The sequence below is a fragment of the Cyanobacterium sp. IPPAS B-1200 genome (genome assembly GCF_001747005.2).
Lineage (GTDB): Bacteria > Cyanobacteriota > Cyanobacteriia > Cyanobacteriales > Cyanobacteriaceae > Cyanobacterium.
On record NZ_CP182899.1, the window covers coordinates 1,092,784 to 1,116,066 of the forward strand.

Annotated in this window: 22 protein-coding genes and 1 tRNA gene; 14 read left to right on the top strand and 9 right to left on the bottom strand. The window is 39.3% G+C overall.

Features of this window, described 5'->3' with window-relative positions; translation table 11 throughout:
• Window positions 1–39: 39 nt before the first annotated feature.
• From A5482_RS05050 to A5482_RS05060, 3 genes are all read left to right on the top strand, one after another.
• Window positions 40–951 (top strand): branched-chain amino acid transaminase, encoded by a 912-nt coding sequence (locus tag A5482_RS05050; RefSeq protein ID WP_069790671.1) that lies wholly within the window; start codon window positions 40–42, stop codon window positions 949–951.
• An 87-nt stretch (window positions 952–1,038) separates the two neighbouring features.
• A complete protein-coding gene (locus A5482_RS05055) occupies window positions 1,039–1,827 on the top strand; it encodes an LmeA family phospholipid-binding protein (RefSeq protein WP_083260418.1) in 789 nt (262 codons plus the stop codon).
• A 43-nt stretch (window positions 1,828–1,870) separates the two neighbouring features.
• Window positions 1,871–2,485 (top strand): GerMN domain-containing protein, encoded by a 615-nt coding sequence (locus A5482_RS05060; protein ID WP_069790673.1) that lies wholly within the window; start codon window positions 1,871–1,873, stop codon window positions 2,483–2,485.
• Between the two features lie 68 nt (window positions 2,486–2,553).
• Here the strand turns inward: A5482_RS05060 and A5482_RS05065 are convergent, their stop codons facing one another.
• The 3 genes from A5482_RS05065 to A5482_RS05075 form a co-directional block, all read right to left on the bottom strand.
• Window positions 2,554–2,748, bottom strand: coding sequence for a hypothetical protein (locus tag A5482_RS05065; protein ID WP_069790674.1), 195 nt, complete (start codon window positions 2,746–2,748; stop codon window positions 2,554–2,556).
• A gap of 85 nt (window positions 2,749–2,833) precedes the next feature.
• Window positions 2,834–4,267, bottom strand: a complete 1,434-nt coding sequence (gene zds, locus A5482_RS05070) for a 9,9'-di-cis-zeta-carotene desaturase (RefSeq protein WP_069790675.1) — start codon at window positions 4,265–4,267, stop codon at window positions 2,834–2,836.
• A gap of 148 nt (window positions 4,268–4,415) precedes the next feature.
• Entirely contained in the window at window positions 4,416–5,165 is a 750-nt protein-coding gene (locus tag A5482_RS05075; protein WP_069790676.1) for a hypothetical protein, read from the bottom strand.
• A gap of 222 nt (window positions 5,166–5,387) precedes the next feature.
• Here A5482_RS05075 and fabD point away from each other — a divergent pair, with 222 nt between their 5' ends.
• The 5 genes from fabD to A5482_RS05100 all read left to right on the top strand — a co-directional run bounded on the left by fabD (window position 5,388) and on the right by A5482_RS05100 (window position 11,339).
• Window positions 5,388–6,251, top strand: a complete 864-nt coding sequence (gene fabD, locus A5482_RS05080) for an ACP S-malonyltransferase (protein ID WP_069790677.1) — start codon at window positions 5,388–5,390, stop codon at window positions 6,249–6,251.
• A 254-nt stretch (window positions 6,252–6,505) separates the two neighbouring features.
• Window positions 6,506–7,456, top strand: a complete 951-nt coding sequence (locus tag A5482_RS05085) for a circadian clock protein KaiA (protein WP_069790678.1) — start codon at window positions 6,506–6,508, stop codon at window positions 7,454–7,456.
• A gap of 44 nt (window positions 7,457–7,500) precedes the next feature.
• The gene (gene kaiB / locus A5482_RS05090) at window positions 7,501–7,806 is read left to right on the top strand and encodes a circadian clock protein KaiB (RefSeq protein WP_069790679.1); all 306 of its coding nucleotides are present in this window, start codon (window positions 7,501–7,503) and stop codon (window positions 7,804–7,806) included.
• Between the two features lie 86 nt (window positions 7,807–7,892).
• Window positions 7,893–9,458, top strand: coding sequence for a circadian clock protein KaiC (kaiC, locus tag A5482_RS05095; RefSeq protein ID WP_069790680.1), 1,566 nt, complete (start codon window positions 7,893–7,895; stop codon window positions 9,456–9,458).
• Between the two features lie 129 nt (window positions 9,459–9,587).
• Complete coding sequence (locus A5482_RS05100; protein WP_446684817.1) at window positions 9,588–11,339, top strand: R3H domain-containing nucleic acid-binding protein; 1,752 nt, start codon at window positions 9,588–9,590, stop codon at window positions 11,337–11,339.
• Between the two features lie 84 nt (window positions 11,340–11,423).
• Here A5482_RS05100 and A5482_RS05105 read toward each other — a convergent pair whose 3' ends face one another.
• A complete protein-coding gene (locus tag A5482_RS05105) occupies window positions 11,424–12,203 on the bottom strand; it encodes a PspA/IM30 family protein (RefSeq protein ID WP_069790681.1) in 780 nt (259 codons plus the stop codon).
• Window positions 12,204–12,449: 246 nt separating this feature from the next.
• Between A5482_RS05105 and A5482_RS05110 the strand changes: the two genes are divergently transcribed.
• Together A5482_RS05110 and A5482_RS05115 are read left to right on the top strand one after the other, a co-directional pair.
• The gene (locus A5482_RS05110; protein ID WP_069790682.1) at window positions 12,450–13,970 is read left to right on the top strand and encodes a serine/threonine-protein kinase; all 1,521 of its coding nucleotides are present in this window, start codon (window positions 12,450–12,452) and stop codon (window positions 13,968–13,970) included.
• 9 nt (window positions 13,971–13,979) lie between these two features.
• Window positions 13,980–14,780: an aminotransferase class IV gene (locus A5482_RS05115; protein WP_069790683.1), complete on the top strand. Its 801-nt coding sequence runs from the start codon at window positions 13,980–13,982 to the stop codon at window positions 14,778–14,780.
• A gap of 56 nt (window positions 14,781–14,836) precedes the next feature.
• Here A5482_RS05115 and A5482_RS05120 read toward each other — a convergent pair whose 3' ends face one another.
• Window positions 14,837–15,247, bottom strand: a complete 411-nt coding sequence (locus A5482_RS05120; protein WP_069790684.1) for a hypothetical protein — start codon at window positions 15,245–15,247, stop codon at window positions 14,837–14,839.
• Window positions 15,248–15,460: 213 nt separating this feature from the next.
• Between A5482_RS05120 and A5482_RS05125 the strand changes: the two genes are divergently transcribed.
• The 4 genes from A5482_RS05125 to A5482_RS05140 all read left to right on the top strand — a co-directional run bounded on the left by A5482_RS05125 (window position 15,461) and on the right by A5482_RS05140 (window position 18,875).
• Window positions 15,461–15,532: transfer RNA gene (locus tag A5482_RS05125), tRNA-Gln, on the top strand.
• Window positions 15,533–15,581: 49 nt separating this feature from the next.
• Window positions 15,582–17,237, top strand: a complete 1,656-nt coding sequence (locus tag A5482_RS05130; protein WP_069790836.1) for an RluA family pseudouridine synthase — start codon at window positions 15,582–15,584, stop codon at window positions 17,235–17,237.
• A gap of 152 nt (window positions 17,238–17,389) precedes the next feature.
• On the top strand, window positions 17,390–18,085 hold the full coding sequence (locus A5482_RS05135; protein ID WP_242411937.1) for an alpha/beta fold hydrolase: 696 nt from the start codon (window positions 17,390–17,392) through the stop codon (window positions 18,083–18,085).
• 568 nt (window positions 18,086–18,653) lie between these two features.
• The gene (locus tag A5482_RS05140) at window positions 18,654–18,875 is read left to right on the top strand and encodes a hypothetical protein (protein ID WP_069790686.1); all 222 of its coding nucleotides are present in this window, start codon (window positions 18,654–18,656) and stop codon (window positions 18,873–18,875) included.
• A gap of 134 nt (window positions 18,876–19,009) precedes the next feature.
• Here the strand turns inward: A5482_RS05140 and A5482_RS05145 are convergent, their stop codons facing one another.
• The 4 genes from A5482_RS05145 to acs form a co-directional block, all read right to left on the bottom strand.
• On the bottom strand, window positions 19,010–19,597 hold the full coding sequence (locus tag A5482_RS05145) for a DUF1997 domain-containing protein (protein WP_069790687.1): 588 nt from the start codon (window positions 19,595–19,597) through the stop codon (window positions 19,010–19,012).
• 186 nt (window positions 19,598–19,783) lie between these two features.
• A complete protein-coding gene (msrA, locus tag A5482_RS05150) occupies window positions 19,784–20,365 on the bottom strand; it encodes a peptide-methionine (S)-S-oxide reductase MsrA (RefSeq protein ID WP_069790688.1) in 582 nt (193 codons plus the stop codon).
• Between the two features lie 7 nt (window positions 20,366–20,372).
• Window positions 20,373–20,879 (bottom strand): peptide-methionine (R)-S-oxide reductase MsrB, encoded by a 507-nt coding sequence (gene msrB, locus A5482_RS05155; protein WP_069790689.1) that lies wholly within the window; start codon window positions 20,877–20,879, stop codon window positions 20,373–20,375.
• A 342-nt stretch (window positions 20,880–21,221) separates the two neighbouring features.
• Window positions 21,222–23,195 (bottom strand): acetate--CoA ligase, encoded by a 1,974-nt coding sequence (acs, locus tag A5482_RS05160; RefSeq protein ID WP_446684818.1) that lies wholly within the window; start codon window positions 23,193–23,195, stop codon window positions 21,222–21,224.
• Window positions 23,196–23,283: the final 88 nt, after the last annotated feature.

Genomic DNA, 23,283 nt, shown 5'->3' on the forward strand with positions numbered 1-23,283 from the left:
TATAATTATAAGATTGACTAAAATTTATTGATCCAAATTATGCCTGATTTTTTACCCATCGCCTATTTTGAAGGTAACTTCGTACCCTTTAAAGAAGCTAATATTTCCATTGCTACCCACGCCCTACACTACGGTACAGGAGCTTTTGGTGGTTTAAGAGGTACCATTAACCCTCAAAATCCCAAACAAGTGCTATTATTTCGCTTGGATCGTCACTGTAAAAGATTAAGCAATAGTGCCAAGTATCTTCACTACGATTTACCCGCCACCAAAATTTATGATGTCATCAAAGATTTTGTAAGTAAAAACGCTCCTACCAACCCTTTTTATATTCGTCCTTTTGTTTACACCTCCGATTTAGGAGTTGCCCCTAGATTACATAACATTGAAAAAAACTTTTTTGTCTATGGTTTAGAAATGGGTGATTATTTATCCCCCGATGGTATTAGTTGCCGCATTAGCTCTTGGTATCGCCAAGAAGACCGTAGTTTACCCCTCAGAGGTAAGATTAGTGGTGCTTACATTACTTCGGCCCTAGCCAAGACTGAGGCGGTGGATTCTGGCTTTGATGAAGCAATTTTGATGAACTCTCAGGGCAAGGTATGCGAAGCTACGGGAATGAATATTTTTATGGTGAGAAATGGTAAGTTAATTACTCCTAGTTTTGATCAAGATATTCTTGAGGGTATTACCCGAGATAGTGTCATTACCATCGCCAAAAATTTGGGCATGGAAGTTGAGCAAAGGGAAATCGATAAGACTGAATTATTCATTGCTGATGAGTTATTTTTATGTGGTACAGCCGCCAAGGTGACTCCTGTTAAGAGAGTGGAAAATTATCATCTAGCCCAAGAAAGACCTATTACAACTAAAATCAAAGAAACTTTGACTGCTATTACTGAAAATAGGGATTCTAATTATCAAGATTGGATTACTACTATTGATCTTTAGGGAATAATTTATTATTAGTTATTACTATATTTTAAGTTTTTATGATGTGATGTAAACAAACCCCACTGGTTAAAATTGGTGGGGCTTATGACGAAAAATATAATGGAATTTTTAATTAGTACCTTTACAATTTTTACTGCGTTGATGTCGTCGGGAGGGTTTATCATTGATAGTGCATTTACCAATGCCATCAAACAAAATTCTGAGTCGGTGGAGGAAATTGAGGTAAGGGTTGAAAATGTTCCTACCCATAACATTGTTAAGGGAGAAGTTGATAGTATTAAATTAGCTGTGCGAGGTTGGGGTTTAAGGGAAAATTTTCGCCTTGATGTATTTGAATTGGAAACTGATCCTCTCAAGTTTGATTTTAGTCGTATTCGGGAAATTAATAGGGAAACTTGGCGCGAAATTGTTCAGAGTGATATTAATGTAGGTATTCGTACCGTTATGACAGAGGATGATCTCAATGCTATAGTGCGATCGCCCCGAGCCTTGGAAATAATATCCTCATCCATCCCCCCATCCTCCCCTGAAGGCTTTGAATTAGAAGATGTGAGCCTTGACTTACGACCCAATCAAAGAATCAGGCTAAACACCATTGCTAGATCTCAAACTCCTGGAGTAAGAGTAGATTTTAGTATAGAGTTTGGCATAGAATTAATTGGGGGACAACGGTTAAAAATTGTTGAACCTCAAGGAACATTTAACGGTCGTCCCATATCACAGGAACTATTACAAGGCTTTACCCAAAACCTTAATATGCGCTTAGATCTTAATGCTTTGCAACGCTTCGGGGTGATTGCAAGACTACTACAATTAGACATAGCAGATGAAAATATAGGTATGAGTGCATTAATTCATGTTCCTAATCGTTAAAATTAGTTCAACAATAACTATTTAATACTTATTTTTTATAATTATGGCAGACAATAATCCTAATCCTTTCTCCTCCCTCAGAAATACAATCATTACAGGTGGTGTAGTTTTAGTCTTAGGAACTGTGGGAGCGCTGATTGCTTACAACTCCGTCAATAGACAAATAACCCAAATTCCTGACAATCCCGATATTATTGAACCAGGGGATCCTGTTGATCCTGAGCAACCCGTTCAAACCGAAGGGCAAAGAGTAAATCTTTATTGGTTAAACGAAAACCTTGAAATCACCCCTCGCACCACAGATTTACCCAAGGCAGAAACTCAAGAGGAAGTATTAACCAATGCCTTTAATATGCTCTTACAAGGCTCTCAAACCGAAGATTTTAGTGCTATTCCCGAAGAAACTCAGTTACTCGATTTAGAAGTAAGAGAGGATGGAGTTCATGTTAATTTATCCTTTGACTACACCACTGGAGGCGGTAGTGCTTCTATGATAGGACGTTTAGGGCAAGTGATTTATACAGCCAGTAGCCTAGAGCCGAATACCCCTGTATGGCTTAGTGTTGATGGGGAACCTTTAGAACTTTTGGGGGGGGAAGGTTTGGAGGTACAGCAACCTATGACGAGAGATTTATATCAAGAACAGTATCAATTTTAATTAAAGTTTGCCAAAAAAAGTGTTTTTATGGGGCGAGAAATAATTTTTTTCGTTTTATCCAGGGCACCTTATTTCACTATACTTTTTTTGATCAAATAGCCTAAATAAAAACTGGTAAGGGCAGTAATCGTAATATCCCAAAACTGAGGCAACATCAAAGAGTATCTCTGGGCGATCGCCCCTAGCACAATAAAAATCCCCAAAAACACCGCATATCTATCTTTTTCTTTCATAATATCAAAAGCTAAAAGTAGGGTGGGCATTGCCCACCGAGCAATTATTGTAACCAAATCATAGTTATTGAAAATTGCTTCATTTCCTTCTCAAACAACTACAATTTTTTCTAAACTACCCCTTAGAAGCCAAAACAGCCTCCGCCGCCTGTCTTCCCGAAATAGTAGCTCCCTCCATACTATCAATATAATCCTGTTGAGTATAACTACCCGCAAGGAAAAAATTATCAATAGGAGTCTTTTGGGCAGGGCGATAGGCATCCATCCCAGGAGCCTCACGATACAAAGATTGAGCCAACTTCACCACACTATACCAAGTCATATTCAAATTCTTAGAAGAAGGAAATAACTTATGTACCTGATCTAGTACATGGTGAGCAATCTTTTCATTATTTTCCTTAATAAAAGGATCTCCCGGAGTTAAAACCAACTGTAACAAAGAGCCTTCCCCTTCCCGATAAAAATTTCCAGGACTAGATAAAGCCAAATCAGAAAAACAAGAGAAATCTGCATCAGCAGTATAAAGTAAATTATCAATGCCTTCCGCCTTCTCCAACTGAGTGCGTTTTTGTGGGTCATTTAATTCCGTTACCCAACCATCAAAACGCAATTGCACCGTAGCCACAGGCACCGCATCCAGCTTATAAATATTATCAAACTCAGACCACTTGCGCCACCCTTGGGGCAACAACCTTTGAATCCCTGGAATATCACAAGCGCACACATATCTATCGGCCGTTATCAACTCCTCTGTTTCACCATCAGCAATTAATAACCCCGTAACCTGAGCCTTTCCATTTTCCTCGTACTGAATTTCCCTTACCCGTCGGCGAGTATGAATTTTTACCCCTTTTTCTTCCAAATAATTAACGATAGGGCCATGTAAATATTCGTGGGGAGAGCCTTCCAACATTCTCAATACAGAAGCCTCAGTTTTGGCCGCAAAAAATTGAAAAATAGTTAACATACAACGGGCAGAAATATTTTCTGTATCAATAAAACCCAAAGCATAAGCGATGGGATTCCACATTTTATCCAAACTGCCCTGATTGCCCCCATGGCTTCTAAACCAATCAGCAAAACTCACCTTATCTAACTTACGAATATCTCGCATAGCACCTTCAAAATCCACCAACCCTCTAACGATGGGGCTAGTACCAAGGGCCAAAGAATTGGCAATTTTATCCACCGCTGAAAGCTGAGACGTAGTAAAAAATGCCTTTAAACCATTGAAAGGAGCGCCTGTGATAAAGCGAAAATCAAGCTCTCCTACCCTACCACCCTCATTAATAAAAGTGTGAGTGTGTTGTTTTAAACGTAAATTATCGATCGCCCCTACCTTTTCCATCAAGGCAAAAAGATTATAGTAACAACCAAAAAAGACGTGCAACCCCATTTCAATGTGATTACCATCCTTATCAACCCAACTACCAACCTTCCCCCCCACAAAAGGACGAGATTCAAAAATTTCTACTTCACAACCAGCATCAACTAAATCAATGGCTGTGGCTAATCCTGCTAATCCAGCACCGACGATGGCAACTCGCATTCTTTTTTATCATACTCTTAACTTTTCTTTACATATTATAAACAATAAAAGTCCCCTTTATAATGTCGCCCTTTCCAACCATCGACACAATTATGGTGGGGGTTAACAATGTTGAACCCCTTATCAACCTTAAAATTAAATCTCCATCTTAATTATTAAAGAGGCTTTGCTGATAGGATACAGCCTGATGTAAAAACTTCTCGTTTACCAAAACCCTAAAGGTATCCAAATTTTCTTGCCAAGAATTAATTTTGCTCATCAAAACCTTTGATTTATTCTCCGCCCCTTGAATACTATCAAACTTATAAGTAAAATTCCCCGCAAAAAGGATCGCAGGCATTGCTGTATTATTAGACTGTTGTAACCTAGCAGGGTTAATGTTGACCGCCAAGCTATATCCTTGCAAATTATAAAATAAATTTAAAGCCGCTTGAGGTTCGACACCTTCAAATTGTGACCAACTGCCCCGTTTTAAAAATTCTTCATTAATCAATTTTTTCCCTGCGGTTTCATCTCCAGATAAAGGAGCGATAATTTTCGGAGAAATACTTAAACCCTGATACTCGGCACTAGATAACTTTTCGATATATTTAGTAGCTACCTTAGCAAAATTTAAGTCTTTCATCTTTTTGTTACCCAAACCCTCAATAAAATTAATTATCCCTGGTTGAGCAATGATTTTTAAACCATTTTTATACATAATCTGAGTGCCATTGGGGCTGACCATAGGTTTTTGAGCCACTTCCCAATTCGAGGGAATAATGCCCCCCATTTGCAAAAACTCAGCACTTACCATGGTGGGGTTAAAATTTTTGATAGCAATTCCGAGGGTTACTTCTTCAATTTGTTGAGGAATTTTGACGGATACAGGATTATTAAATTGACCTTGTAAATTCATAATGTTAAATATTTAGAATAATCTTTTGTTCTACTCTAAGACTATCTCAATTTAAGGTTATATACTTTTTTGAGGGTCATGAAGAATAAAGAACACTCTTTGGTGTTTTTTGTATCTTTACGGGATAAAGTCTAATCTTAATTAACCTATGGGAAATCTTTAATTCTTCCCTAGTTTGAACTATAATGTCACAGCGATACTGTTATAAAAAGTGTATATAAAATGACAAAAATCGCATGGGTATTTCCAGGGCAAGGCTCACAGGCTCAGGGCATGGGTTTATCTTTGAAAGAGACAGAAATAGGTCAGCAAAAGTTTGCACAGGCTCAAGAAATCCTTGGTTGGTCAGTGTTGGAGGTATGTGAGGCTGGAGATGAGAGACTTTCTCAAACTATTTATACTCAGCCTTGTTTATACACTGTGGAGTGTATTTTGGTTGATTTACAAAAGCAGGAGGGAAAACAGCCTGATTTAGTAGCAGGACATAGTTTAGGGGAATATGTGGCTCTTTATGCGGCGGGGGTTTATGATTTTGCCGAGGGGTTAAAGTTAGTGAAGCGTCGTGCTGAGTTGATGAGTACCGCAGAGGGTGGGAAAATGGTGGCATTGATGAAGTTTGATCGTGAGGTGTTGGAAAGTGCGATCGCCTCTAACCCTGATGTGGTCATTGCCAATGATAATAGTGAAGGACAAGTGGTAATTTCAGGAAAACCAGAAGCCATTGATGAGGTTTTAGAAAAAGTACAAGCAAAAAAAGCTGTGGAGTTAAACGTTTCGGGAGCATTTCATTCTCCTTTCATGGCATCGGCGGCTACAGAATTTACTAAAGTATTAGACACCATCACCTTTAGAGATGCCGCAACCCCCATTATGTCTAATGTGGATCCCCTTCCTAGTACATCCGCCCTAGAAATAAAACAAAGACTAATTCAACAAATGACGGGGGGAGTGCGCTGGCGAGAAATTATGTTAGATTTTGCCAACCATGGCATCACCGAAGTGGTGGAAGTAGGACCAGGTAAAGTTCTCACAGGGTTAATCAAACGTACCAATAAGACCATTGGTTTAAATAATATATCGGGATAAGTATCGGTTAAGTGTTAGGTACAAATAGGGTCTGCTGAATAAATCAAAAACTGAAAATATGGGGAGTTTGTGCATATCACAACGGTCAAAACATACACAAAAATTGCCATTATTCATTCTCCGTTATCCATTAAACACCAAATACCGAACCCACCATAAAACTATTTTTTGTTTCCATTGATTATTCATCAACTCTCAAGCTACCATAGAGATAAATCATTATAATTACTAATCCGTTTACCCCTTATAACCCTTTGTCTTCTCGTCTATATATTTGTATTTTTGCCCCAGATACCTCTATCAGTCAGTCATTAATCACATGGCTGAAAGATGAAGGTGTAAAAGAATCGAGCGATCGCCATTATCTGCATATCATAGAATCAAACACAGAATTTCAACACTTTATTATTGAAAATAAAGAAAAAATTGACTGTCTGATCATACTCTACAACAGCACTAGCCAAGAAATTATCACCAACCTTTATGACGAAGGATTAATTTTACCCACCGTAATCATCGAAACCCCCGACTACCCCATCAACCAAGGACAATACCAAGCCGACTTAACCCAAGAAAATCCTCCCGAAGAAAACCCATCCATCATTTACCATGTCGGGGAAATCAAAATTAAACCAGAACAAATCAAAAATATCACCACCCATGTAGATAAAGCTATCACCCAATTTCTCTATCTAGCCCCTAGTTGCTCTGTCTCAGAAAAAGAAAAAACTATTCCTCCCCAAAACGAAGAAAGACAAAACTTTTTGCTCCTACAACAAAGAAGATTAGCTTCAAAATTAAAAGAAAGACTAGGATATTTAGGAGTATATTATAATAGAAATCCAGACTATTTTTATCGTAACTTATCCCTAGAAGAACGCCAAGAATATCTTGGACAATTAGCTGCACAATATAGAGAAGTGATAATACTCTATTTTGGAGAAGAAAACGAAGTAAATCAACTGATAGATCAATTTGTTAATCAATGTTTTTTTGCTGATTTATCCGTATCACAAATTCTCGAAATTCATATGGAATTAATGGATGAATTCGCACAACAACTGAAGCTAGAAGGACGCAACGAAGAAATATTACTAGATTATCGTTTAGCCCTCATTGACATAATTGCTCACCTTTGCGAGATGTATCGTCGTTCAATTCCTAGGGAGGATTTACCCTTTGAAGTCTTGTTTCCAGCTGATTAAAATAGTAAAATAAAGTTTAGTTAAAAGCTATAAAAAATAATTATATGAGTCCCCTAAGAAAAACCTATGTCCTGAAATTATATGTAGCAGGAAATACCCCAAACTCCGTAAGAGCATTAAAAACTTTAAAGACCATTTTAGAAGAAGAATTTAAAGGGGTTTATGCCCTCAAAGTAATTGACGTTCTTAAAAATCCTCAACTAGCAGAAGAAGACAAAATCTTGGCCACTCCTACCCTTTCCAAAGTTTTACCGCCCCCCGTGCGAAAAATTATCGGCGATCTTTCCGACCGAGAAAAAGTCCTCATTGGTTTGGACTTACTCTATGAAGAAATCAAAGACCGAGAATAGGTTATGATCTCCCATAATTAGATAAATAATAACTTTAAATAACAAATTTTTTTTAATATTTTTTTTAAATCGACTCAATATCAACAATGTCTAAAGATTTTATTAGTAAGGAAAGGAAAGAAGAATTAAGGGCAAAAGGTGTCAAAAAAAGACGCACCATGATCGAAGGTTTTGACGAGATCAGTCATGGTGGTTTACCCGTTGCCAGAACAACCCTTGTCAGTGGTACATCTGGTACAGGAAAAACCCTCTTAGCTATTCAATTTCTTTACAACGGTATCAAACACTTTGACTGCCCTGGTTTATTTGTCACCTTTGAAGAATCCCCCAATGACATTATCCAAAACGCCTATAGTTTTGGTTGGGATTTACAAACCCTTATTGATCAAGGAAAACTTTTTATTTTAGACGCTTCCCCAGATCCCGAAGGACAAGAAGTGGTAGGAAATTTTGACTTATCAGCCCTCATTGAAAGAATCCAATATGCGGTTAATAAATACAAAGCTAAATTAGTATCTATCGATTCTGTCACCGCCGTTTTTCAGCAGTATGACGCAGCGTCAGTGGTACGCCGTGAGATTTTTCGCTTAGTGGCAAGATTAAAACACCTTGAAGTTACATCTATTATGACCACCGAAAGGATCGAAGAATATGGTCCTGTGGCACGGTTTGGGGTAGAAGAATTTGTGTCGGATAATGTAGTTATTGCCCGTAATGTATTGGAAGGGGAAAGAAGAAGGCGTACCATTGAAATCCTGAAGTTACGCGGTACTACTCACATGAAGGGAGAATATCCTTTTACCATTACAGGGGATGGTATCAATATCTTTCCTTTGGGTGCGATGCAACTTACCCAGCGCTCGTCTAATGCCCGTAGTTCGTCTGGTATCAAAACCCTCGATGAGATGTGCGGGGGTGGATTCTTCAAAGATTCTATTATCCTCGCCACAGGGGCAACGGGTACGGGTAAAACTCTGTTAGTTAGTAAGTTTTTGGAAGAAGGTTGTCGTCAGGGAGAAAGGGCAATTTTGTTTGCGTATGAGGAGTCTAGGGCGCAGTTGTCCCGTAATGCTTCTTCTTGGGGTATTGATTTTGAAGATATGGAGCGTAAGGGCTTGTTGAAACTGTTATGTTCTTATCCTGAGTCCGCTGGTTTAGAAGATCATTTACAGATGATCAAGTCAGAGATTGCGGAGTTTAAACCTAGTCGCATTGCCATTGATTCTTTGTCGGCTTTGGCTAGGGGAGTTACTAATAATGCTTTTCGTCAATTTGTCATTGGGGTGACGGGATATGCGAAACAGGAGGAGATTACTGGTTTCTTTACTAATACCACGGATCAGTTTATGGGAGCGCACTCTATCACTGAATCCCACATTTCTACTATTACGGATACGATTTTAATGTTGCAGTATGTAGAAATTAGGGGGGAAATGTCTAGGGCGATTAATGTGTTCAAGATGCGCGGTTCTTGGCATGATAAGGGTATTAGGGAATATAGCATCAGTAAGGAAGGTCCTAATATTAAGGATTCGTTCCGCAATTATGAAAGGATTATCAGTGGTTCCCCTAGTCGCATTAGTGTGGATGAGAAAAGTGAGTTATCCCGCATTGTTAAAGGGGTAAGGGATAAAACTCAAGATACTCTGTAATGGTAAAAAGCATTCTCCTTGATGGTATGGCGGTTTTTAAGTTTTTGTAATCATGGCAATAATTAACTTTTGTTACGAAAATTTAAGTTATCATGGGGGGTGATGAGTCTTTATCGTGAAATTTAAGGAATGGAAGAAAAACTGCCCACCCACAGAATGGAGATTACTGACGATCTCGATAAACTTTTACACATTTTACCGTTAAATATCCAAAGTGCGATCGCCTCTCATCCCCAGAAAAAAAACCTGATTGAAATAGTTTTAGACTTAGGCAGAAAACCAGAAGCAAGATTTATCGATCATACCTGCTACCTAAGCGAAGACGTAGTGAGTCGGGAAGACTTGGAGCATTGTATTCCCAGAGTCGGACACTTCAGCGCCGACAACCGAGCAGGTATAGAAGGAACATTGCACCGCATTAGCGCCATCCGTAACCGCCAAGACAAAATTATTGGCTTAACCTGTCGTATTGGTAGGGCCGTATTCGGCACTATCTTAATGATCAGAGAATTGGTGGAAAGTGGGCAATCCATTCTTTTATTAGGTCGTCCGGGGGTAGGTAAAACCACAGCGCTGAGGGAAATCGCCAGAGTTTTGGCCGATGAACTAGAAAAAAGAGTGGTCATCATTGACACCTCCAACGAAATTGCAGGGGATGGGGATATACCTCACCCCGCCATCGGTAGGGCAAGGAGAATGCAGGTAGCCCACCCCGAATTGCAACATCAGGTGATGATTGAGGCGGTGGAAAACCATATGCCAGAGGTAATTATCATTGATGAAATTGGTACAGAATTAGAGGCGCTCGCCGCCCGTACTATCGCCGAGAGGGGGGTTCAATTGGTGGGTACTGCCCACGGTAACTACTTAGAAAATTTAATCAAAAACCCCACCCTTTCTGATCTAATTGGGGGTATTCAATCCGTTACCCTAGGGGATGATGAAGCCCGTCGTCGTGGTTCTCAGAAAACGGTCTTAGAAAGAAAAGCCCCCCCTACTTTCGAGATTGCCGTGGAGATGTGGGAGCGCCAAAAATGGGTCGTCCATGAGGAAGTGGCTCAGACGGTGGACAATATTTTGCGCGGTAGGCAGATTATTCCTCAGTTACGGCAGGTGGATGATGCAGGGCAGGTTTCCATTACCAGAGATCCTAATTTGGCTCCTAGTAACAGCGAAATTTCTAAGGTATCCGAACCTCAGTGGGAAACTATGATGAATAGCCCCCCTAAGCCTTCGGGGTTGAGGGCATCGGGAAAAATGTACCCTCTCAAAACTGAAACTCCTGCTCAGGTGGAATTTAACCAGTTGTTGGATAAGTCTTGGTATCAGGCGGATGAGGTGAATAAAATTCGTACTCCGGGCCCTAATGGGGAGGATTGGCCAGTTTATCTTTATCCTTACGGTGTGGGCCGATCGCAATTAGAACAGGTCATAAACGTTCTTAAAATGCCCATTTCCCTTACCAAAGACCTCGATTCTGCCGATGCAGTGTTAGCTTTGCGATCGCAAGTTAAGCACCACGGTAAACTGCTTCAGTTAGCTAAAAATAGCGAAGTCCCCATCTATAGCATCAAATCCAACAGTATCCCCCAAATAACCAGAGCCTTGCGCAAACTGGTTCATATGGACAGCCCAGATACTCCAGAATCCGCTGATTTGCGTCTTTTTACCAAAGCAGGAAATGATGATGAAATAGAAGCCCTAGAAGAAGCTAGACTCGCCGTCGAGCAGATTGTTATCCCCCAAGGGCAACCCGTGGAGTTATTACCACGAAATGCCAAGGTGCGCAAAATGCAACATGAGCTTATCGAACATTATCGCTTACGCTCCGATAGTTTTGGCAATGAGCCCAATCGTCGCCTCAGAATTTATCCAGCTTAGGGGATAGGGAATATTACAAAAAAAAGGGGGTTGTACCCCCTTAATCTTTATCTATTTAAAGCTCTTTAAAACTGCCTATAATACCTAGGAATTGAGTTGACGGCGTAATTCTTCCAAATCATCATCTACGGCACTACTAGAAGCCCCAGAAGCCACATGACTATCTTGGGGTTGACCTTCAGGAAGAGCCGCCGTGGGCTCAGAACCCCCAGACATTTCTAATCTCATTTGAGCTAACTCATCATCCACATCAGAACCACCCTCCAGGGCTGCCCAGCGAGATTCTTCCCCAGCCCCTGCCAATTCCCCAGCAGACTCAGAAACCGCTTCCATTTGTAATACCTTGTCTTCCATGCGCTCGAAAGCTGCACTAGCAGAGCTAGTATTAATATTGCTGATGGTGCTTTGTAATTGTTGATTTGCCTTGGCCGCACTGTAACGGGCTTTAAGCATATCTTTTTTAGTTTTTGCCTCGGAAATTTTGCTTTCCAAGGTAACGAGGTTTCTTCTTAACCCGTCTACCTGAGTGCTTTGAGAATCCAACTGAGTTTTGAGGGTGGTTGCTACATCGGCAAAGGACTTTTTACGCACAAGGGCTTCTCTGGCTAAACCTTCATCCCCTTTACTAAGAGCTAATTGAGCGCGTTGTTGCCATTTATTTGCTTCCGCTTGATTTTTTTGGTACTGTTGTTCTGTCCTTTTCTGAGATGCGATCGCCTGTGCCACTGCCTGACGCATTTTGATCAAGTCTTCGCTCATTTCCCGAATGCTTTGTTCCAGGACTTTTTCAGGATCTTCGGCTTTATCGATTAGATCATTGACATTGGCTTTTACAACTCTTCCAAGGCGCTCAAATATTCCCATAATCTCTTTAACCTTTTACTATACTGGTGAACTTTTGAATAACTGTAACTTAATCTATCTTATCTTTAATAATATAGTAGCCTTAAGGAAAGTTGTAGCAAAAAAGTAAAACAACATTAATATCCTATAATAATAGTAAAGGCTCTAACCCTTATTAATCAAATCAAAAATAAAATTTCTTTACTTTCCACCATGGAAATTCCTCAGAAATTTTGAGACTAAAAATGCAAAAACGGGAAATGCTGAATGATTGTAAGCTATTGTGTGAATCCTTCCTGTCCTGAACCTGAGAATCATCCCAACCTCAAACAGTGTCGGGCTTGTGGTAGTGATTTAATCTTACATAATCGTTATCGTGCCTTAAGGAAAATCGGTAAGGGTGGTTTTGGTTCGACTTTTTTAGGAATGGATTTACGTTTGCCTGGTAATCCTTATTGTGTCATTAAACAACTGCGTCCTAATGCTGAAGATCCTGATACTTTTAGTATGGCATTAGATTTATTTGAAAGGGAAGCAAAAACTTTAGGAAAAATAGATCATCCTCAAATCCCTCGCCTTCTTGATTATTTTGAAGATCAAAAAAAGTTTTATCTCGTCCAAACCTTAGCCAAAGGTATTACTTTACAAAAAGAAGTACAAAAGTATGGAGTATTGAGCGAAAACGCCACCAAACGCTTTTTAGTGGAGATGCTACCCATACTAAAATATATCCACTCCATCAAGATGATTCACCGAGACATAAAACCTGCTAATATCATCCGTAGGGAACAGGATAAAAAGTTGGTTCTCATCGATTTTGGTGCAGTAAAAGACCAAGTCAACACCCAACTGGCCGCCAGTAATTATGGTCAAACAGCCTTTACTCAGTTTGCAGTAGGTACTATGGGTTTTGCCCCCCCCGAACAACTTGCCATGCGCCCTGTATATTCTAGCGATATTTATGCCTTGGGTTCTACTTGTTTATATTTACTCACAGGTAAAGCCCCCAAGGATTTATTGTGTGATGAGGTAACGGGGGAGTTATTGTGGGAGCAGGAAGTGAAGGTAAGTCCCAACTTTGCCAAAATCCTCGGTAAAATGTTGGAGGTAGATTTGCGAAACCGCTACCGAATGGTAGATGAAGTGATTAATGATTTGGATATGATGCCCTATGATATAGAGTTGCAACAGGGTTTAATCTCCAGTCCTAAAAAGGTTGAATCAAAACCCAAGGAGGCGCAAGAGTCAGAGGATAATGTAGATAGTGAAAATCGTTCTAGTACCAGTGCATCTCGCTTGGCGGAAGCTATTAGGGCGAGAAAAGCTCGTCAGGGTAAATCTAAGTCTTTATCACCCACTAAAATTACCCCTGAAACCTTGTTAAGTTCCTATGCCATGGGCCGTGATGATTTTAGTAATCAATGTTTTAATAGTTTTAATTTGAGTGGTGCTAATCTGCCTCGGGTAAATTTTAATCATGGTAAGTTCATCAAGACGAATTTTGAGGATGCTAATTTGGAGAGTGCTAATTTTTACCATGCTGATTTTAGTCGGGCAAGATTAGGCAGGGCAAATTTAACCAAGGCTCATCTTCTGAAAGCGGAGTTACAGTATGCGGATTTGCGCAATGCTGATTTGACGGGGGCTAATTTGGACGGGGCGAATCTTTATAAGGCGAATTTGTGTGGTGCTAATTTGACGGATGCCCATGTGGATGAGTTTCAGTTGCAGGAGGCTGAGACTAATTGGGCAACAATTTTTCCTGATGGTAAGAAGCGTTTGTGGTAGAAATAAGATATGTTTTTTTTTGATGGTCAATTGATTGAAGGGGATTCGATTTGTTTGCCTGTAAATGACCCTGGTTTTTTGTATGGGGCAACGATTTTTACTACTTTGAGGGTTTATAACCAGTCTTTGGAACATCCTTTAACGAATTGGGAGGCTCATTGCGATCGCACTTATAACAGCATAAAAACTTTTGGTTGGGTAATGCCAGACTGGCAGAGAATTGAAGAGGAAGCTCAATATTTAACAAATCATTATCCTGTGTTGCGGGTTACCGTTTTTCCTGATGGAAAAGAGTTAATTTTAGGAAGGCAATTACCTGCTGATTTAGAGCAAAAACAACGGTCAGGAATTGCAGGTAAAATAATAATAAACAATCAAAATATACGCTCTTTACCGTTACATAAAACAGGAAATTATTTAACTCCTTTCTTATGTTTAAATCAAGCCAAAAAAGACGGTTTTCAAGAAGCTATTTTGACCGATAAAAATGGTAGTTGGTTAGAAACTAGCACAGGTAATCTGTGGGCTTATGCCGATGAATGCTGGTTTACACCGTTGTTATCCGAGGGAATATTACCCGGTATTGCTAGAAATGTAATTATAAAAAATGCTAATTTTTCTATTAAACAAAATGTTTGGACAGCAGATTTTATTCCGCAAATAGAGGCGATCGCCCATAGTAACAGCGTGATAGAAATTATGCCTTTTCACACTATTAGCACCCAAGAAAAAATCTTAAACTTTGACCCCTTACACCCAGCCATTCAAATATTAAAAAATATATTTGCTGATTTTTACATTGATAATTAATAGCGAAAAAAAGTATTAACTATCCATCCTAAAGCATCGATGATTATTAACGTGGCTTATTCGTCATTCTCTTTTTTTAGTTGCCTCATTTTATAACCAACAAATTCCCTAAACTTCAATAAATTAAAAGAATGTCCCAACTTCAGAGGCAACAAAGAAATGCCCTCTAGGCTAGACTGCACCCAACCATCACCCCAACACCACTCCTGATAACCATCAATACCCCCACTCAAGAGGAAGCGGATACAATTATTCTCAATACACTGCACCTCATGGTTAACCTCTACCAAACCAATATAGGCTTTAAACTTAGCCCCCGTAGTCAACTTAGAAGACAACTTTTTATCTAATTGAAAAGGGAAAAACCACTTACTAACGTTATCCACCTCTAAAATAGATTCACGAAGAATATTCTCCTCGGCTTCAACCTCAATCCGTAATTGACTACTTTGGAACTTCCCTAACATAAGAATTACTCAGCAATAACAAGGTCATCTTCTATATTGACATATTTTTCAGGATGAAACACTTACTCAATTTACCATAACTACTTTATTCCTATGGAAACTTAAAATATTTCATTCTTTGGCTATCCCAAAATTAAAAACCTAAAAAAAAATTAAATTTCCCTTGACAATATATGGGTGGGATTCGCTATAATTGTTTATGTGCCCAAGCGATGGGATGTCGCCAAGCGGTAAGGCAGCGGGTTTTGGTCTCGCCATTCCTAGGTTCGAATCCTAGCATCCCAGCTCAATGATAAAGCAAGGTCAATTTTCCGACCTTGTTTTTTTTGCTTTTATGATAAACCATTTTGCTGATACCCTCGAAAATTTTATCTCTCCTGAGTCACTGAATGGGGATAATAAAGTTACTTATTGGTATGAAGGATATTGTCCAAAAACTAATCAACTTCTTAGATTACCTCGTACAACACTAGCGGAAAAAGTTGCTTGTCTGTTGATGGATTACCTAAGACAAGATGGCAGTTTTGATGAGGAGGGGAAAATGTATGGAATATTGTTGTGTGAAGATACCAAGGGGCAGTTAAAGGTTATCAAGGCTTTTTCTGGGTTGTGGAAGGGAAGGGATAATGTGGAGGGATGGGTAAATCAGATTCCGGGGCGTAAAAAGTTTGCTATGGCGGAAAAGATTACTCTCAGGGAGTTGGATAGGATAAAAAATCAAATTATTGCGTTAAAGACTTTAGGGGTAAGAGAAGAATATAGTAATTTACTAGATAAACATAGTCATGATTATCAGGTTTTAAAAAACACTCATCGCCAAAGGAAAAGATTAAGGGATGAGAAAAGGATATATTATCAAGAAAATTTGCAAGGAGATTTATTAAATGAGGGCTTGAAAAGTTTAGCCCAAGAGAGTAGAAAGGATGACTGGGAAAGGAGAAGTTTTAAAAAAGAATGGCAAGATAAATTATCGTCTTTTAAGCAACAAGTAGAGAATGCTGATAGACAAATTCAAGAGTTAAAAAAAGAACGTAAAAGTCTTTCTCGTCAATTACAAAGTCAAATGCAAGGAGCTTATTCTTTGACTAATTTTGCGGGAGAAACTTTTAGTTTGTCGGAGTTAGTAAATAAGTCTTTTATTCCTACTGGTACGGGGGATTGTTGCTCTCCGAAGTTGCTACATTATGCGGCGGTTAATAATCTTCAACCTTTGGCAATGGCTGAGTTTTGGTGGGGAATTTCTTCTCCTAATGGGGAAAGAGTATCAGGAAAATTTTATCCTGCTTGTGTGGAACGTTGTCAGCCTATTATGGGTTTTTTGCTGTCGGGTTTACAGAATAATGCTGTTAAAAATAATGACTATCAAATTGAAGTTGTTTATGAAGATAGTTATTTTTTAGTGGTTAATAAACCTAGTGGTTTGTTGTCGGTGCCTGGAAGGGGAAGTGATAATTTTGATAGTGTGGAATCTCGTTTAAGAGTTAATAATAAAGATAATATTTTTTTTAAGGCAGTTCATCGTTTGGATCAAGATACTTCTGGTATATTAGTTATTGCTAAAAGTGCGGATGTTCATCGTAATTTATCTAGTCAGTTTGCGAGTAGGCAGGTGAGTAAGGTATATGAGGCGGTGTTGGAGGGAGTGATAACAGAAAGTGAGGGCAAGATTGATTTACCTTTATGGGCTAATCCTGATAATCGCCCTCTACAGGAGGTTAATTCTGCTTTTGGGAAGGATGCTTTGACTATTTTTCGGGTAATGGCTTGTGATGGTATTACTACTAGGGTGGAGTTTTTTCCTGTGACGGGGCGCACTCATCAGTTACGGGTACATTCTTTGATGGGTTTGGGTTTTCCCATTAAGGGCGATCGCCTTTACGGCTTTATAGGGGATAATAGAGATAGACTCCATCTCCATGCCCGTGAGATTAGCTTTTATCATCCCCATAGTGAAGAAAAAGTATCTTTTACAATTCCTTGTCCTTTTTAGGACTAAAAAGAGTTTTAAGGGCAAACTAAAGATTATTCTTTGATAGTGACAGTAAACCTCTTTAAAAAAACCATTGCCCATTCCCTAATATGAGATTTTTAACGTATCGAATTAGTAAACACAAAAAACCCCTATTCATCTATCTACCAGGCATGGATGGCAGCGGCAAACTATTGGAAACTCAAAGGGATTTATTCCGAAATTTTGAGGTGCGTTGTCTCGATTTTACCCACGATAGGGCGTCAAACTGGCAAGAGTTAATTAAGCCTCTAATGTTGTTATTAGAGAAGGAAGTTGATAAAAATAATTATCCCCAGATATATCTTTGCGGAGAGTCTTTTGGGGCTTGTATCGCTTTGAAGTTGATGGAGATGATTCCTGATTTTTTCGATAAAGTAATTCTGATTAATTCTGCATCTAGTTTTTATCGTCGTAGTTGGTTAAATGTTGGCACTTATATCACTTCTTTGATGCCTAATAATATTTATAATGGCGCTACTTTCATTTTGTTTCCTTTTTTGGTGAAAATAAGTGCGATCGCACATTCTCAACGGGTAGCCCTCCTTGAAACCCTGCAATCCATACATCCCCTCACCGTATCCAATCGCATCAAACTTCTTAATCAATTTCGTCTCAACCTGCACAAAATTAAACAGTTTTCCCAACCAGTATTAATCATCGCCTCAGAAGAAGATAATCTTTTGCCCTCCGTAGAAGAAGCCCAACGATTACAACAATTTTTTAGTCAAAGTTTTGTGAACATTTTGCCCTATAGTGGTCACTGTTGTCTATTAGAAAAAGAGATAAATTTACTTACAATTATGTATAAATACTCATTTTTGAATTGATAAGAATAGATGTAAAGTTTTGTAAAAACCCATAGCATTGGAGGAAAAAGGTTGTTATATTATATATATAGAAGGAAAAAGATCCTTCTCCCGTCAGACTAAACAACGATAGAAACCCATTGAAAAAGTGAGGTAACTTAACTGAATAAGATACGTTGTATTATCCGTCTTTCGAGTGCCGAAACAGCTTTTCGTTTTCTGTTTCATTTTTCCTAAAGTGCTACAAATGAGAGCAAGGGAACTGGATCAATTAATAAATTGAATAGTAGATTGGTTTTCAGTGCAACTCTATTAAATATCAATGTAGGTAAGGAAAACAATTAAATCAAAATAGTGAACACAAGGAGGTTAAACAAGCTGTTAACGGTTAGTTTCATTCTCAAAGGTCAAAAAAAAGTAGCAGTGGTCATTACCTCCGCTCTAATTTCCTAAAATGTGCAGACTCAGGAAGCAAAGGAACTATTGATATATAATTATCTCAGTGGTGTAACTTCGAGTATTATCAACAAGCATAGGAAGTGATTGAGCGAGTAAAATTCGGACCACTGTTATTTTTTTGTATATTATTATGATTAAAGTTTCTGGAAAAGTTGAATATCGAGCCATTGCTGTTGGTGCATGGGCTTTAGTGACAAAAGAGGGCAAAACCTACGAATTATATAACCCTCCCCAAGATTTGAAGCAGGATGGCATTACCATCGAGGTAGAAGGAGTCATTCGAGATGATGTGATGACTATTTCTATGATAGGTAAAATACTTGAGGTGCGATCGTTTGAGATAAAGTCGTAGTTTTTTTCTTGTGAAAATACCAAGCAACAGACACGAAGAAAGAGTAGGGATTAAGAATTTTTGGCATTGCTTAATAATGACCTAGAATATTATCATCCCATATCCCCATAAACTAGCTTTTTCATTAAATCAGATTACGTTTGAGGCAAGACATCCGTTAAACCATAACCATCTTTTCCTGTTTCCCCAGAATTCTCCGCCACAAAACTGTAATAGTCTTGTACCAGCTGAGACATCAATCTTTGTTTAATACGCATTAAAACGCCCCTTAATAAACCATTCCCTGTGCTTCTTAGTAATGATTGGGGGGTTAACCATAATGGAGGGGGTAAATCTACCTTTACTTGTAAATCTACCTTACCTGTTAGGTAAACATTTCCATCCACTTCTTCAGGGGTTAGATTTCCTTTTAGGTATAAAGAAAAACGACGGTTAATATATTCGATGCCTTTTATCTCGCAGGATTCGGAATTTACATAGACACGTCCAGAAGCCCCAGCCCACACTTTTAACACTACTATGGGTTGAAAATGATAAATGTCTAAAAAATTGAGAGGGTGCATTCTCAACTTATAGCAATCATTGGCTAAGGGAGTCATTAATTTTTCATCGGCAATGGCTTTAACAAGTCGTTGCGGTTGCCTTAGATAATGCTGAATAGGAGTCGATTTTTGCTCTACTTTTAACCTAACTCCCTCTGTTGCCTCAAAACAAATATTCATATTGTTAAACAATGATTGATGTCCTTTTCTAATCTTACTTTACATTTCTTCATATTCATGTTCGGTATTCCCTCATCCTACATTTAATCTGTACTTTTTTAGTATCCTTTCTTAGAAGTTTGTAATATTAGTTGAGGTTTCAGGGATGATTTAACCATCCCTTTTTAGATAACGACTGATGATTTGTTATTCTCCCCAAATTTCATTTAAGCGCCGATCGCGCCCGCACCGACTACGATAAAATTTGTAGAGAAGGGTACTAGTCTGGTAATAATTTTGGTGATAATCTTCCGCAGGATAAAACTCACTGGCAGGATTTATTTCGGTATAGATATTAGTATCTAATTCTTGGGCAACCTTTTCCTTCGAAGTCTGGGCAAGGGCTTTTTGTTGCTCATCATGGTAAAACACCGCACTACGATATTGGTTACCGACATCGCAAAACTGTTTATTTCTGACGGTGGGGTCAATGTTATGCCAAAATACATCCAATAGTTGCTCATAACTGACCTTGTCGGCATTATATTCTATTTCCACGGATTCGGCGTGTCCTGTCCTACCTGCGCTAACTTGTTTGTAGTTGGGGTTAGCAACATTCCCTCCCGTATAACCAGAAGTGGTGGAGATAACTCCGTCGAGTTCGTCAAAAGGCTCTTCCATGCACCAAAAACATCCCCCTGCAAAAGTTGCTTTGGCAATGTTGTCGGCTTGGGCTATGGGGGCTAGGGTAAACCAGCAGAGGAGAATGATTAATAATAGCTTTTTCATCAAAAAATTAAGTTTCAGGTACAAAATTAAGGGCTAAACCGTTGTTACAGTAACGTTTGCCAGTGGGTGCAGGGCCGTCATTAAACACATGACCTTGGTGTCCGCCACATCTTCGGCAATGGTACTCGGTACGGGGTATGATTAGTTTAAAGTCTGTTTTTGTTTCAACGTTAAGGGCGATCGTATCATAAAAACTAGGCCAACCAGTACCACTATCATATTTCATACTAGACTTGAATAGGGGTAAATCACATCCAGCACAAACAAAAGTACCTTCACGTTTTTCATCATTTAACTCACTAGAAAAAGGTCTTTCTGTACCTTCTTCCCTTAATATATGATATTGGTCAGGGGTTAATTTTTCTTGCCATTGAGCATCAGAAAGGGCAATTTTATCTTTACCATCACTCTCTGATTTTGGTTGAGGTTTTATTAATGCCATCAAGAATGTGGGGGCAAAACTTGCCTGGAAAATTGCACCTATGCTTAAACCAAAAAATGTTTTACGATTCATAACAAGTAAATATTTAATAATAGCCCAGTGTATGAAACTTATTGTTACATATAACCATAATATTTTGTTAAAATATTAATGTAAAGTCTAATTTTAAATTATATTTAAAGCATAAATACAATTATTTTTCTTTTATTAACTAATTCTAAATAAAAATAATGTGTAGATGATTTTACTCTGTAAAATTCGTTTTTTTTAAAAGGTTTTTAGAATATTGTAGAGCAAATATTTTTATTTAATAATCGGGGATTACAGTGACGATAAATAGACAATATTAGTCAAAACTTATATTCAATGCTCGACACCCCGATAACCCAACACCTAAACTTCCTAATACCTTTTTTATGCTCCCTCTCTGAGTTTATCTAAGACGCTACGATCTTCTAAGGTAGAGGTATCCCCTGCAATCTCTTGTCCAGAAGCAAGACTACGTAAAAGGCGACGCATGATTTTACCAGATCTGGTTTTGGGCATTCCCTCAGTAAATCTGATTTCTGCAGGACGGGCGATCGCCCCTATCTCTTGTACTACGTGGGCTTTCAGCTGATTAGCCAAATCATCACTAGGTTCAAAATCCCCTTCAAGGGTAACAAAAGCGCATATATCCTCACCCTTCACCTCATCAGGTTTACCAACCACCGCAGCCTCAGCTACTGCAGGATGGGACACCAGGGCAGATTCTACCTCCATAGTACCAAGACGATGACCAGAAACATTGATTACATCATCCACACGACCCATTACCCAAAAATAGCCATCTTCATCCCTTCTCGCACCATCACCTGCAAAATAGAGGTAATTACCATCTTTGGGGGGAATATGCTCCCAGTAGGTATTGCGGAAGCGATCTGGATCACCATATACCGTCCTCATCATTCCGGGCCAAGGGTGTTTTACCACTAGATAACCCCCCTCATTATCACCCACGGGATTACCTTCTAAATCCACAATATCCGCCATAATGCCAGGGAAAGGATGGGTAGCCGAACCCGGTTTGGTAGGAGTCGCCCCTGGTAAAGCCGTAATCATCACTCCCCCTGTTTCCGTTTGCCACCAAGTATCCACGATAGGACATTTTTCCTTACCGATTACCTTGTGATACCACATCCATGCTTCAGGGTTAATAGGTTCGCCTACAGTGCCAAGAAGACGGAGAGAAGACAAGTCACGGGCATTGGGATGGTGTTCCCCCATTTTAATAAAGGCACGGATGGCGGTGGGGGCAGTATAAAAGATATTTACCCCATATTTTTCCACCACATCCCAGAAGCAGCCAAGATTAGAAGGTCGTGGCACTCCCTCATACATTACCGTAGTGGCACCATTGGAAAGAGGCCCATAAACGATGTAACTATGCCCCGTAATCCAACCCACATCAGCGGTACACCAGTAAACATCATCCTCCTTGAGGTCAAAAATCCATTTGCTGGTAATGTGGGCATAGAGGTTATATCCCCCCGTGGTGTGGACGACTCCCTTGGGTTTGCCCGTGCTACCACTGGTATAGAGAACAAATAACATATCTTCACTGTCCATGGGTTCGGCGGGACAATGGGCGCTAACCCCTGCCTGTAAGTCATGCCACCAATGATCTCTTCCTGCTTCCATATGGACTTTTTCTTTGGTGCGTTGTACTACCAAAACGTTATCCACACTGGGTGCTTTGTTGTCTTCGAGGGCTAAATCAACCTGTTCCTTGAGGGCGATCGCCTTGTCTTTGCGGAAACCACCATCAGCAGTGATAACCAGTTTTGCCTCGGCGGCGTTGAGTCTATCTCGTAGGGCTTCGGCACTAAATCCCCCAAATACGACGCTATGGACTGCCCCAATTCTGGCACAGGCCAACATTGCGATCGCACTTTCAGGAATCATAGGCATATAAATCCCGATGCGATCGCCCTTTTTTACTCCTAACTGCTTCATCACATTGGCCATCTGGCACACTTCACGATGCAACTGAGCATAGGTAAGGGTGCGACTATCCCCCGGTTCTCCTTCCCATATAATAGCCGCCTTATTGCGTCTCCAAGTAATCAGATGACGATCTAAACAGTTATGGGAAATATTAATTTTGCCATTAACAAACCATTTCGCAAAAGGAGGGTTACTCCAATCCAACACCTCGTCCCATTTTTCAAACCATTCCAACTCCGACTCTGCCAACTCACCCCAAAATTGCGTAGGATTTTCTGAGGCTTTTTGATATAATTCCTGATATTTTTCCCAACTATCGATAGTTGCCTTACTAGCAAACTCCGCAGAGGGTTTAAAAGTTCTTTTTTCCTTTAGGATTGATTCTATAGTAGGTTGTGACATAGATAATATGATCTTAAAAAATAGTCTCAACCCTTTACTCTACGATATTTATAGGTTTTTAATTATTAAATTTTGTTGATCAACGAAC

Bases quoted from the DNA above. Each gene is read 5' to 3' on its own strand.
- msrB (WP_069790689.1), bottom strand. From the start codon at position 20,879: ATGAATCGTAAAACATTTTTTGGTTTAAGCATAGGTGCAATTTTCCAG.
- zds (WP_069790675.1), bottom strand. From the start codon at position 4,267: ATGCGAGTTGCCATCGTCGGTGCTGGATTAGCAGGATTAGCCACAGCC.
- A5482_RS05050 (WP_069790671.1), top strand. From the start codon at position 40: ATGCCTGATTTTTTACCCATCGCCTATTTTGAAGGTAACTTCGTACCC.
- msrA (WP_069790688.1), bottom strand. From the start codon at position 20,365: ATGAAAAAGCTATTATTAATCATTCTCCTCTGCTGGTTTACCCTAGCC.
- A5482_RS05135 (WP_242411937.1), top strand. From the start codon at position 17,390: ATGGATGGCAGCGGCAAACTATTGGAAACTCAAAGGGATTTATTCCGA.
- A5482_RS05060 (WP_069790673.1), top strand. From the start codon at position 1,871: ATGGCAGACAATAATCCTAATCCTTTCTCCTCCCTCAGAAATACAATC.
- A5482_RS05100 (WP_446684817.1), top strand. From the start codon at position 9,588: ATGGAAGAAAAACTGCCCACCCACAGAATGGAGATTACTGACGATCTC.
- kaiC (WP_069790680.1), top strand. From the start codon at position 7,893: ATGTCTAAAGATTTTATTAGTAAGGAAAGGAAAGAAGAATTAAGGGCA.
- A5482_RS05065 (WP_069790674.1), bottom strand. From the start codon at position 2,748: ATGCCCACCCTACTTTTAGCTTTTGATATTATGAAAGAAAAAGATAGA.
- A5482_RS05130 (WP_069790836.1), top strand. From the start codon at position 15,582: ATGATAAACCATTTTGCTGATACCCTCGAAAATTTTATCTCTCCTGAG.
- A5482_RS05115 (WP_069790683.1), top strand. From the start codon at position 13,980: ATGTTTTTTTTTGATGGTCAATTGATTGAAGGGGATTCGATTTGTTTG.
- A5482_RS05075 (WP_069790676.1), bottom strand. From the start codon at position 5,165: ATGAATTTACAAGGTCAATTTAATAATCCTGTATCCGTCAAAATTCCT.
- A5482_RS05145 (WP_069790687.1), bottom strand. From the start codon at position 19,597: ATGAATATTTGTTTTGAGGCAACAGAGGGAGTTAGGTTAAAAGTAGAG.
- A5482_RS05120 (WP_069790684.1), bottom strand. From the start codon at position 15,247: ATGTTAGGGAAGTTCCAAAGTAGTCAATTACGGATTGAGGTTGAAGCC.
- A5482_RS05140 (WP_069790686.1), top strand. From the start codon at position 18,654: ATGATTAAAGTTTCTGGAAAAGTTGAATATCGAGCCATTGCTGTTGGT.
- fabD (WP_069790677.1), top strand. From the start codon at position 5,388: ATGACAAAAATCGCATGGGTATTTCCAGGGCAAGGCTCACAGGCTCAG.
- acs (WP_446684818.1), bottom strand. From the start codon at position 23,195: ATGTCACAACCTACTATAGAATCAATCCTAAAGGAAAAAAGAACTTTT.
- A5482_RS05110 (WP_069790682.1), top strand. From the start codon at position 12,450: ATGATTGTAAGCTATTGTGTGAATCCTTCCTGTCCTGAACCTGAGAAT.
- A5482_RS05055 (WP_083260418.1), top strand. From the start codon at position 1,039: ATGACGAAAAATATAATGGAATTTTTAATTAGTACCTTTACAATTTTT.
- kaiB (WP_069790679.1), top strand. From the start codon at position 7,501: ATGAGTCCCCTAAGAAAAACCTATGTCCTGAAATTATATGTAGCAGGA.
- A5482_RS05105 (WP_069790681.1), bottom strand. From the start codon at position 12,203: ATGGGAATATTTGAGCGCCTTGGAAGAGTTGTAAAAGCCAATGTCAAT.